The organism is Sulfurovum sp., from assembly GCF_041551015.1.
In the GTDB taxonomy this organism is placed as follows: domain Bacteria; phylum Campylobacterota; class Campylobacteria; order Campylobacterales; family Sulfurovaceae; genus Sulfurovum.
The window spans coordinates 1-11,550 of record NZ_JBFENQ010000047.1 but is presented as its reverse complement, the minus strand read 5'-3'; the positions used below and the strand labels follow the sequence as shown (position 1 = coordinate 11,550).

Below are 11,550 nucleotides of genomic sequence, written 5' to 3'. Positions count from 1 at the left end.
GTGGACATTATGCCAAGAGACCTTTTTTAGGTCCGCTCTGTCCACAACAGTTTTTATATTTTTTACCTGATCCGCATGGACACGGATCATTTCTTTTAGGTTTTTTCGATCCTGTGATAGGCTTTAGTTTTGATGAATCTTCAACAATGACACCTTCTTCATAAGACTGATTAAGTGTTGCATTTACTATATCGCTCTCTAACTCTTCTCTGATGTGCTCAACTGCAGCTTCCTCTTCCTCAGGAGACTCAAAGTCAAACTGCACAAGCTGAAGTACCTTCACGGCCTCTAGTTTGATACGGCTTACGAGGTCTGTAAAGAGTTTATAACTGTCTTGTTTGTACTCAGTCAATGGGTCTTTTTGATTATATCCTCTAAGTCCAATACCTGTTTTGAGTACATCCATTTCATAAAGGTGGTCTCTCCATTGAGGATCAAGCACTTGAAGGTATAAGATACGTTCTATCTCTTGTCTTTGTTCCGGATCGATCTGAGACATTTTGCGTTCGTAGAGGTTCTCCATCATTTCGGTGATCATAGAATGGATATCTTCTAGCTCTTTGTCTTTGAACTGTTCACTTTGAACTTCTATACGCAGCTCTTCTTTGATCAATGCAGCAAGTCTCTCTACATCAAAATCTTCTGTCGGCATACCTGAAAAAATTTCAGCTTCTGTTAAAAGATGGTCTATGTATTCTGCACGATTCTCTTTGATCTTGACAGCAATGTCAAACTTCGGATCAAGGAGTTGATTTCTAAATGCATAGATCGCTTTTCTTTGGTGATTGGCCACATCATCATATTCCAAGATATGTTTTCTTGATTCATAGTGTTGGTTCTCTACTTTTTTCTGTGCTTTCTCTACAGAACGTGTAACGATCTTAGAGTCGATGTATTCACCATCTTCTACACCAAGTCTGTTCATGATGTTTCTGATCTTCTCTCCACCAAAGATACGAAGAAGATTGTCATCCAGACTAAGGAAGAACTGACTTTCTCCCGGATCACCTTGACGTCCGGAACGTCCTCTGAGCTGGTTGTCAATACGTCTACTCTCGTGACGCTCTGTACCAAGTATCATCAGTCCGCCAAGACCTCTAACTTCATCATCTATCTTGATGTCAACTCCACGTCCTGCCATGTTTGTTGCAACGGTCACCGCACCTTTTTGTCCAGCATTTATGATGATCTCTGCTTCTTGTGCATGATTTTTAGCATTGAGTATATTATGAACGATCTTCTCTTTTTTCAGTCTCTCATGGATCATTTCAGATTTTTCAATGGAAGCTGTACCTATGAGTACAGGCTGTCCTTTTTCATTGAGTTCTTTCACTCTTCTTACCACAGCATCCATTTTTTCACGTTCCGTGTTGTAGATAAGGTCATTTTTGTCTAATCTAGCGACAGGAACATTGGTAGGAATAGAGATAACATCAAGGCTATAGATCTGAGAAAATTCAGTGGCTTCAGTTTGTGCTGTACCTGTCATACCGGCAAGCTTTTCATAGAGTCTAAAGTAGTTTTGATACGTGATCTCAGCCAGAGTTTGTGACTCTTCCTGAACTTCCACGCCTTCTTTGGCTTCAAGTGCTTGGTGTAGACCTTCTGAATATCTACGTCCTTCAGAGAGTCTTCCTGTAAATTCATCAACGATAATGATCTCATTGTTTTGTACGACATAGTCGACATCTTTTTCAAAGATATAGTGTGCTTTGAGCGCTTGGTCAAGGTGATGAGAAAGTACAGCATTTTCAAGACTATAAAGATTTTCGACTTCAAAGAGGTCTTGTGCTTTTTGTAACCCGTCTTCTGTCATGATGATCGTTCTGTTCTTTTCATCAACGATGAAATCACCAGTAGTTTGCTCCGGTTCTCCCGGTTTTGTTTCTATCTTTTCTCCACGTACCATCTGTTTAGCGATAGCATCCGCTTTGGCATAATGGTTGTGATCACGTTGTGTAGGTCCTGAGATGATCAGCGGTGTTCTGGCTTCGTCAATGAGGATGGAGTCTACTTCATCCACGATGGCATAATGGTGTTCACGTTGCACTTTCTCTTCGGCTCTTACTTTCATGTTGTCACGAAGGTAGTCAAAACCATATTCGTTGTTTGTTCCATAGGTGATATCTGCATCGTATTGTGCTTTTCTACCCATATCATTATGTATATCTGTTGTGATACATCCTACACTGTAGCCTAGGAATTCATAGAGTTTACCCATCTCTTCTGAGTCTCTTTTTGCAAGGTAGTCATTGACTGTCACGACATGTACACCTTTACCGGTCATAGCATTGAGGACTACAGCAAGTGTTGCTACGAGTGTTTTACCTTCACCTGTTTTCATCTCTGCGATGTTACCGTCGTTGAGTACCAGCCCCCCCACCATCTGTACATCATAATGTCTCATGCCTAAAGCACGTTTTGCAGCTTCTCTAGTGATAGCAAAAGAGTCATAAAGTACATCATTTAATGTTTTAGTACCACTTTGCACTTCATTTTTAAGTGTTTCAAATGCAGCTTTGAGTGATTCATCATCCATTGCTTCATAATGAGATTCAAGTATATTGATATTTTTTACTTTTTTGAGATAGTTCTTTACGATCTTGTCATTTTGTGTGCCAAAGAGTTTGAGTACGCTTTTTATCATTGTAGATTTTGCCTTTGCATAAATTGGAATTATTTTATCTAAATAGTGATTAATATTCCGTTAGGAAAGAAGAAAGGATGAACGCTTCACACGCTTACCTCACAATTTTATGACAATATGACAGATATTAACACTATACAAGTGCTATTTTGGTATATTTCAAGTTATAAAAGGAAAAAGAATGAGACTATTATCGTTATTATTATTGGCATTTTCTGCGCTGTCTGCCAACGTAGAATTACCAGAAAATTTTCAAGCAGATTTTACACAGAAAATAACAAATACAAAAGAAAAAGTGATTACCTACCGTGGAAAAGTACGTTTTTCAAATGAAAGACTTTTTAAATGGAGTTATAAAGAACCGACACAAAAAGAGGTATGTAGCAACGGGCTGGAACTGCTTGTAGTAGACCATGATCTGGAACAGGTGTCTGTTTATCGTATATCAAATGGCATAGATATCGCCAAGATATTAAAAAAAGCAAAACTGTACAGTGAAAATATCTATGTAGCAGAGTATGAAAATAAACAATATACGATTCAGGTTGACACTAAACAAAAACTTCACAGTATCGCTTATTATGATGATCTAGATAACAAAGTTCAGATAGTCTTTAAGCACATGAAATACGGAAAAGGAAATCTACCTACGCAAAGTATGAAGTGTAACTATCCTAAAAACTATGACATGATACAAGGATAAATATGCAAGAGTTATTGTTAAAGATACAAAATGACTCTACTTTGATGCTGATGGTAGGTTTAGCATTGGTTGTACTTCTGGTTATTGTGCTTATTGTTATTGTATCAGCTATGAAAATCAAAGTTTATAAAGACAGATTTTGGAATACAAAGGTTGATAACAAAGAGAAAACAGAATACATCTCTGCCTTGGAGCATGAACTCCAAGCCTATAAGATCAAAAATGCAAGTAATGAACAGGAGTTACAACAATTTGAAGAGACGAAAGAGAGACTGAACTCCACCAATCAAACACTGCTATCCCTACAGAATAAACATAATGAATTGGAAAAAGAGCTAAGTCAGATCAAGGCTAAACTTGAGAGTGCAGAAGAGATACATACAGCATTGTTAGAGGAACATAACACTCTCAAAGAACGACAGGATAGCATACTTGAAGACAACAGCCGATACCGTACAAACAATGCACGATTATTGATGAAACTTGAAAGTGAAGAGCGACATGCAATGTCTCAGAAAGAGATGATGCTCAGCCATAAAAAAGAGATCAAAGATGAGTTAGAAGCTCTGGCTAAAAAAGTTTTTGATGGAAATTCTCAGAAGTTTGCAGAGTTCTCAAAAGAAAACCTGGACAACATGATAAAACCGCTTCAAACACAGATCACAGAGTTTAAAAAACAAGTAGCGGACACTTACAATACTGAGAGTCAAGACAGGGCAGTGTTGAAAAATGAAATCAATTCACTTAAAGAGCTCAATAAAAAAATAAGTAAAGATGCTATTAATCTCACCAATGCCCTTAAAGGAGATAGCAAACAGCAGGGAGTTTGGGGTGAAATGGTACTTGAAAATGTATTGGAAGCTTCAGGACTCCGTAAAGGGTTTGAATTTGAACGTGAAGTAAGTCTCCGTACAGACGAAAATGAAATTTTGCGACCTGATGTAGTAGTGCATTTACCTGACAATAGAGATGTTATCATTGATGCTAAAACGTCGCTTGTAGCCTATGAACGTTTTGTGAATGCTGGAGATGATGATGCAAGAGCACTGCATCTTGCAACACACTTAAATTCTATCAGGGCACATGTTGAGGGACTCTCCAATAAGAACTATGAGCGTCTAAAAGAGGTCAATACCTTAGATTTTATCTTTATGTTCATGCCTATAGAGGGTGCATTGGCAGTAGCCCTGGAACATGACAGCAGCATTTATGACAATGCCTTTAAAAATAAGATACTTCTTGTTGGACCGACAACGTTACTTGTAGCGATGAGAGCCGTGGAAAATGTTTGGAAATATGAACGTCAAAACCAAAATGCCCAAGAGATAGCCAGAAGGGCAGGTGCTATGTATGACAAGTTTGTCGGTTTCTCTGAAGACCTTATGAAGATCTCCAAACAAATTGACGGGATTCAGAGCAGTTTTTCTGCAGCACGAAACAAGTTGAGTGACGGGAAAGGAAATCTTGTAAGACAAGTAGAACAGCTGAAAGAGTTGGGTGCTCAGACCAATAAAAATATACCCAAAGAGTTAAACGGTGACAAGGATGACTAGACAGAAGATAACGTACATAAAAATATAAGTTGAGTATGAAGGTAAAGACAATAGAGTTGTTACCAGTCTGATAAAAAATAGTTAAATTACATAATAAAGGAAAATACTATGGCAAATGTAACCATATGGCATAACCCAAGATGCTCTAAATCAAGAAACGCAGCAGCACTTTTAGAAGAAAAAGGCATTGATGCAGAAGTAGTCAAATACCTAGATACGCCTCCAACAAAAGAAGAATTAACAGCAGTACTTAAAATGCTGGGTATAACAGCAAGAGAGCTAATGCGCACAAAAGAGGACATTTATAAAGAGTTAAACCTCAAAGAGGTTACAGATGAAGATAAACTTATAGAGGCTATGGTAGAAAATCCTAAGCTGATAGAAAGACCTATCGTTATGAAAGACGGTAAAGCTGCTATTGGCCGTCCTCTTGAAAATATTGTGGAGATCTTGAATTAAAAGATAAATAAATAAATAAGATATAATTTTCAACATTAAATATGAAGTTAAAAAAGTAAAAGGAAAATGATGAAAAAGTTTGGTGTGATAGTTGGTTTGATTACAGTAGCAGTTGTATATTTCTTTGTGCTGCATATGAATAGAGTACCAACCTATGATGAAAATGTAAAAGAATCTTGGTCTCAAGTACAAAATCAATATAAAAGAAGAGCTGATTTGATTCCAAATTTAGTATCGACTGTTAAGGGATACGCTGCACATGAAAAAGAAGTATTTACAGAAGTGACTAAAGCACGCAGTAAAGTGGGACAGCTTACTGTGACACCAGAAGTATTGAATGATCCAAATGCTTTTGCGGCATTTGAAAAAGCGCAAGATGCTTTAAGTTCTGCCTTAAATAAATTAATGATGGTAAGTGAACGATATCCTGATTTAAAAGCAGATAAAAACTTTTTAGCACTTCAAACACAACTCGAAGGAACGGAAAATAGAATTTCAGTTGCACGTAGAGATTATATTGCTGCAGTAAAAGTTTATAATGTTGAATTACGTACAATTCCTGGTCGATGGGTAGCAGCTTTTTTGTATCCTGATGCTGAAGTAAAACAAACTTTCTCTGCATCACCAGCTGAACAATCTACACCAGAAGTGAAATTCTAAGATAAAGATGAAAAAACTATCTACAGCATTTTTAGTATGGTTTGTGATACCTATCATATTATTTGCTGTACCGAATTTTCCGGTATTAACCGATAGGGTTGTGGATACTGCCGGGATATTGACTTCCGATCAGACAGCAACTTTAATCACAAAATTAAAAGAGCATGAAGCTAAAACAACCAATCAGATAGTTGTAGTTATATTAAAAGACCTAGGCGGATATGAAATTTCAGAGTATGGGTATCAACTGGGCCGTCATTGGAAAATCGGGCAAAAAAATAAGAATAATGGTGTTTTGCTTATCGTATCCAAAGATGATAGAAAAGTACGTATCGAAGTAGGGTATGGTTTAGAAGGTGTACTTCCTGATGCAAGAGCACATGATATTATTCAAAATAAGATCATACCAGCATTTAAACAAAAAAAGTTTTATGAAGGAATAAACCAAGGTATCGATTCTATCATCGCATCAATTGCCGGAGAATATAAAGCTACTCCTGTATCATCATCTTTCAGTTCTTCTTATTTGATCTTTACTTTTTTCTTCATTGGTTCATTATTGTGGTTGATTATATCACGTACTATCGATGAGGAAAATGGTGTTAATAAATTACTTATCAGTCTTACTTCTTCAAGTGTTGTGGGAATAGTATCCTGGATCATCTTTCACATCATTTATTTTTCTTTAATGTTGTCAGTGATTGTCTTCTTAGTGACATTTTTTTATGATAAGAGAAATAGAAGCGGTTTTGATTATGGTAGTAGCTCATGGGGTGATAGCAGCAGTAGCAGTGATGGTTTTTCCGGATTTGGAGGAAGTTTTGGCGGGGGTGGAGCTAGTGGGAGTTGGTAATGATTAATCAAATGATGCAGAAAAAGATAAAATCAAAAATAAAAGAGGTCGAAGAAAAAAGCTCTTGTGAATTGGTTGCTATGATCACACAAAAGAGTGATGAGTATACGTTTATACCTATCATGTATGCTGCGGTATTTTCTTTAATGTATCCTATGTTTCATTTTACTTTTTTTTCTGTTACTAATCTTGAAAATATCTATAATATTCAATTACTTTTATTTGCTGTGACTTTGTTAATTGTTCAAAATTCTTATATCAAATATCTACTCATTCCTAAATCAGTCAAACACAAAAGAGCATCACATAATGCACACAAACAGTTTGTTATACAAGGCCTTCATCAAACATCTAATCATCAGGCAGTTTTATTTTTTGTGAGCATCAAAGAAAAATATGTAGAAATTATTGTAGACAGTGGTGTAAGTGAAAAGATAGATAATGAATTCTTAGAAACAGTTGTACATCATTTTACACAAAAGGTTAAAGAAGGTAATTTTGGAGAAGGTTACCTTGATGCCATTGAGATGTGTTCCAACAAACTCATTGAAACTTTTCCTTCTTCAGAACATCATGATATTCTACCTAATGATCTAATTATCGTTTAACATATCCTCTCAGTCTGATATTTGGACAGATACATACGTTTTTGTACACTTTCAGAACATTATGCTAAAATCCCACTAACTAAATAGATATAAATATATAAGGATTAGACTTGCTTAGTACAGTAAATTTAACACAGCGCTATGGGAAAAGAGTGCTTTTTGATAAGATCAATATCACTTTAGATGCAGGTAAACGTTATGGGCTCATAGGAGCAAACGGAGCAGGAAAGTCTACATTTATGAAGATACTTGCAGGAGAGATAGAACAAAGTGATGGTGAAGTACAGCTTCAGCCAGGATTGAAACTGGGTATGCTTAGTCAAAACCAGTATGCTTTTGAAGATTATACCCTTAAAGATGCCGTACTTTATGGAAACAAAAAACTTTTTGATGCACAAAAAGAGAAAGAGAAACTCTACATGGAGGGTGACTTTGAAGATGATGCTGTCAATAACCGTCTAGCTGAACTTGAAATGATCTGTGCAGATGAAGATCCTACCTATGAATCTGATGTAAAGATAGAAAAACTGCTTGAAGCTCTAGGTTTTCCTGCATCACAACATGATGATCTTATGTCTTCACTTACAGGTGGTGACAAGTTCAAGATCTTACTGGCACAGGTACTTTTCTTGAAACCAGATGTATTGTTACTTGATGAGCCTACGAACAACCTGGATATGGAAACGATCTCTTGGTTAGAAAATGAACTTAAACGTCATGAAGGTACACTACTTGTTATTTCTCACGATAGACACTTTCTAAATGGTGTTGTGACACACATCCTTGACCTTGATTTTCAAAATATACGTGAGTTCACCGGAAACTATGATGAATGGTATATCGCGGCAAATCTCATTGCTAAACAAGCTGAAACAGATAGAAGTAAAGCATTAAAAGAGAAAGAAGAACTTGAAGGCTTTATTGCGAGATTTTCTGCAAATGCCTCTAAAGCAAAGCAGGCAACATCAAGACAAAAACAATTAGATAAATTAGATGTTCAAGCCATAAAACTCTCATCACGCCGTGATCCGTCTATCATGTTCAAAGCACATAGAGAGATCGGTAATGAAGTACTTGAAGTTGAAGGTCTTTCTAAGAGCTATGATGGTGAAAAAGTATTTGAAAATCTTACATTTAAGATAAACAAAGGCGATAAAATAGCCCTTATAGGTACCAATGGTGTAGGTAAGACAACACTTCTTAAAATTCTTATGGGAGAGACAGAGGCAGATAGTGGTACCTTTAAATGGGGACAGACTATCACACACAGTTACTTCCCGCAGAACACTACAGACTTGGTAGTAGGTGATGAAGAGTTACCACAATGGATACAGGGATTTGACCAAAAATGGCATATTGATGATATAAGAAAAACACTGGGTCGTATGCTCTTCTCAGGAGAAGAACAGAAAAAGAAGATTAATGCATGTTCAGGTGGTGAAAAACACCGTGTAATGCTTTCTAAGATCATGATGGACTCTTCGAACTTCTTGGTGATGGATGAACCAAACAACCACCTTGATCTTGAGGCTATCGTTGCATTAGGTGAAGCTTTACATAATTACCAAGGCGGTGTGATCTGTGTCTCACATGATAGAGAACTCATCGATGCTTTTGCAAATCGTATCATTAAGCTCAATGAAGATGGAACGGTGATCGATTTCGAGGGTGGCTATGAAGAGTTTGTGGAGCAACACGGAGCACACTAACTTTCTCTCTAACTGATTACAGCTTTTGGGCTGTAATCACTGCATAAGATATAAATGATATATCTTCACACTATCTTCACACTTATCTTTTATAATTCCTCATCTTTAAATAGAAAGGATTCAAATGAAAAGATTAATAACACTATTACTTTTAGCAGCTGGATTGGCATCAAGTGTATCAGCACATCATCCATCACCGTCAGATAATGCAGGTGGAAATATGTCATCAACTTCAGGTCATCTTGATTTAGTATTCGAATAAATTTTCTGATCTACGGATTCAATCAACAACATTATAATAAAACTAAAAGGATTTAATATGAAAAAATTAACAACAATATTACTATTGGCTATCGGTTTGGCGTCAAGTGCATCAGCACATCACATGGCACAGTCTGACACTGCGGGAGTGAATATTCCTGAGTCTTCTCCGCACCTATTAATGACATTTTATTAATAGATAATTTTATTCTTCCCTGAGGCATATCTTCTATTTAGGATATGCCTCCTACTTCAAATCAACACAATATATTATATTAGGCAATGTTTGTATAAACAGCTTGTACATCTTCATCATCTTCGAGTTTGTCGATGAGTGTATCTATCTCTTCCATCTGTTCGTCATTGAGCTCTACAGGTGTATTGGCGATGTACTCTAATGTCGCTTTTTTTACTTCTATTTTCATGTCTTCCAATGCTTTGCTAAGTTCACCAAATGCAGTAAAATCACCGTAAACTCTTATAATATTGATGTCATCACCATTTTCTTGAGGTTCTACATCTTCTTCTATCTCTTCTAACCCAAAGTCAATAAGTTCAAGTTCTAACTCTTCGAGGTCCATATCATCCGTTTTGTTAAATACAAAAACACATTTACGGGTAAACATAAAGTTTAGAGAACCGGATGTAAGCATCTCTCCACCGTTTCTAGTAAGAATAGCTTTTACATTTGCAACCGTTCTTGTATTGTTGTCTGTAGCACACTCTACGATCATCTGCACACCATGTACAGCTTTGACATCGTACGTCAATTCTTTAATATCTGCAGCATCTTTAGCTGATGCTCTTTTGATCGCTGCATCGATATTGTCTTTAGGCATATTTTGCGCTTTTGCATTGAGAATAGCCGTACGAAGTTTAGGGTTCATGTCTGGATCTTGACCGCCTTCTTTAGCTGCCATGGTAATGATCTTTCCTAATTTAGGGAAAACTCTTGACATGGTTCCCCATCTTTTCATTTTCGCTGCTTTACGGTATTCAAACGCTCTACCCATAGTGATATTCCTTACAAATTTAATTGTGTGATTATACTCCTATTTGGCTTAAGTAGCATCAAAGCCATGGTGTGTAGAATGCAAGCATGAAATTAAATGAATTAAAACTAACCAATCCATACTTAGAGCTATCAGATGAGTGTTACGATAGAGTGACACCAACGCCTCTTATAAAACCCCATCTTATACATGCGAACAAGGATGTAGCAAAAGTACTTGACATCGATGAAAGTGAGCTGGAGAGTGAAGCGTTTGTAAAGTTTCTCAATGGTCAGCATGAAGTAGAAGGATCAGATACTTTTGCTATGTGTTATGCGGGGCATCAGTTTGGGCATTATGTACCCAGACTTGGTGACGGAAGAGCGATCAACATAGGTACGATAGACAAGTACCATATGCAACTTAAAGGTGCTGGAATGACTGAGTATTCCCGTCATGGTGATGGACGTGCAGTATTGCGTTCAAGCATTAGAGAGTATCTCATGAGTGAAGCGATGCAGGGACTGAGTATCCCAAGTACGCTTTGTTTAGGCATCATAGGTTCAGACCATAATGTACGGCGAGAGACGATAGAAAAAGCTGCTATGGTCTGCCGTGTCAGCACCTCATGGGTACGTTTTGGTACTTTTGAATACTATGCTAACCAAGGTTTGTTCAAAGAACTAGAAGCTTTGGCTGATTATGTCATAGATGAGAACTTTCCGCATATCAAGGGTAAAGAGAATCGCTATACACTGCTCTTTAATGATGTCATGATCATCACGGCCAGACTGATGGCGCAATGGATGTCAGTTGGTTTTAACCATGGTGTAATGAATACAGACAATATGTCCATAGCGGGATTGACTATAGACTATGGACCTTATGCATTTTTAGATGACTTTCGTCATGACAATGTATGTAACCATACAGATGTAAACGGACGCTACAGTTTTGCAAATCAACCACAGATAGGTAAATGGAATCTTCGAGCACTTATGATGGCACTTAGCCCTTTATCTACTATAGAGAAGATGGAAAAGAACTTGGCTATGTATGATAAGATCTATATAAGGTATTACCACTACTATATGTGTAAAAAACT

Annotated in this window: 12 protein-coding genes; 10 read left to right on the top strand and 2 right to left on the bottom strand. The window is 37.0% G+C overall.

What is annotated here, in order from left to right; translation table 11 throughout:
• Positions 1-7 precede the first annotated feature (7 nt).
• Positions 8-2,647 carry a preprotein translocase subunit SecA gene (gene secA, locus ABZC96_RS04630; RefSeq protein WP_373029423.1) on the bottom strand — a complete coding sequence of 880 codons (2,640 nt, stop codon included), beginning with the start codon at positions 2,645-2,647 and terminating at the stop codon, positions 8-10.
• 181 nt (positions 2,648-2,828) lie between these two features.
• Between secA and lolA the strand changes: the two genes are divergently transcribed.
• The 9 genes from lolA to ABZC96_RS04585 all read left to right on the top strand — a co-directional run bounded on the left by lolA (position 2,829) and on the right by ABZC96_RS04585 (position 9,649).
• Positions 2,829-3,350, top strand: a complete 522-nt coding sequence (gene lolA / locus ABZC96_RS04625; RefSeq protein ID WP_373029421.1) for a LolA-like outer membrane lipoprotein chaperone — start codon at positions 2,829-2,831, stop codon at positions 3,348-3,350.
• Between the two features lie 2 nt (positions 3,351-3,352).
• Positions 3,353-4,903 carry a DNA recombination protein RmuC gene (gene rmuC, locus ABZC96_RS04620; protein WP_373029419.1) on the top strand — a complete coding sequence of 517 codons (1,551 nt, stop codon included), beginning with the start codon at positions 3,353-3,355 and terminating at the stop codon, positions 4,901-4,903.
• Between the two features lie 108 nt (positions 4,904-5,011).
• Positions 5,012-5,362 carry an arsenate reductase (glutaredoxin) gene (gene arsC / locus ABZC96_RS04615; protein WP_373029417.1) on the top strand — a complete coding sequence of 117 codons (351 nt, stop codon included), beginning with the start codon at positions 5,012-5,014 and terminating at the stop codon, positions 5,360-5,362.
• Between the two features lie 69 nt (positions 5,363-5,431).
• Positions 5,432-6,022, top strand: coding sequence for a LemA family protein (locus ABZC96_RS04610; protein ID WP_373029416.1), 591 nt, complete (start codon positions 5,432-5,434; stop codon positions 6,020-6,022).
• A 7-nt stretch (positions 6,023-6,029) separates the two neighbouring features.
• On the top strand, positions 6,030-6,875 hold the full coding sequence (locus ABZC96_RS04605; protein ID WP_373029414.1) for a YgcG family protein: 846 nt from the start codon (positions 6,030-6,032) through the stop codon (positions 6,873-6,875).
• On the top strand, positions 6,875-7,483 hold the full coding sequence (locus ABZC96_RS04600; protein WP_373029413.1) for a TPM domain-containing protein: 609 nt from the start codon (positions 6,875-6,877) through the stop codon (positions 7,481-7,483). Before ABZC96_RS04605 ends, ABZC96_RS04600 begins: the two co-directional genes overlap by 1 nt.
• Before the next feature lie 110 nt (positions 7,484-7,593).
• The gene (locus ABZC96_RS04595; RefSeq protein ID WP_373029412.1) at positions 7,594-9,192 is read left to right on the top strand and encodes an ABC-F family ATP-binding cassette domain-containing protein; all 1,599 of its coding nucleotides are present in this window, start codon (positions 7,594-7,596) and stop codon (positions 9,190-9,192) included.
• Positions 9,193-9,316: 124 nt separating this feature from the next.
• A complete protein-coding gene (locus ABZC96_RS04590; RefSeq protein ID WP_373029411.1) occupies positions 9,317-9,454 on the top strand; it encodes a hypothetical protein in 138 nt (45 codons plus the stop codon).
• A 57-nt stretch (positions 9,455-9,511) separates the two neighbouring features.
• Entirely contained in the window at positions 9,512-9,649 is a 138-nt protein-coding gene (locus ABZC96_RS04585; RefSeq protein WP_373029409.1) for a hypothetical protein, read from the top strand.
• 79 nt (positions 9,650-9,728) lie between these two features.
• On the opposite strand, the gene ABZC96_RS04580 is transcribed toward ABZC96_RS04585, so the two are convergent.
• On the bottom strand, positions 9,729-10,466 hold the full coding sequence (locus ABZC96_RS04580) for a YebC/PmpR family DNA-binding transcriptional regulator (protein ID WP_373029407.1): 738 nt from the start codon (positions 10,464-10,466) through the stop codon (positions 9,729-9,731).
• 86 nt (positions 10,467-10,552) lie between these two features.
• On the opposite strand from ABZC96_RS04580, the gene ABZC96_RS04575 reads away from it, so the two are divergent.
• On the top strand, positions 10,553-11,550 hold a 998-nt coding region (locus ABZC96_RS04575), incomplete at its 3' end, for a protein adenylyltransferase SelO family protein (protein ID WP_373029406.1).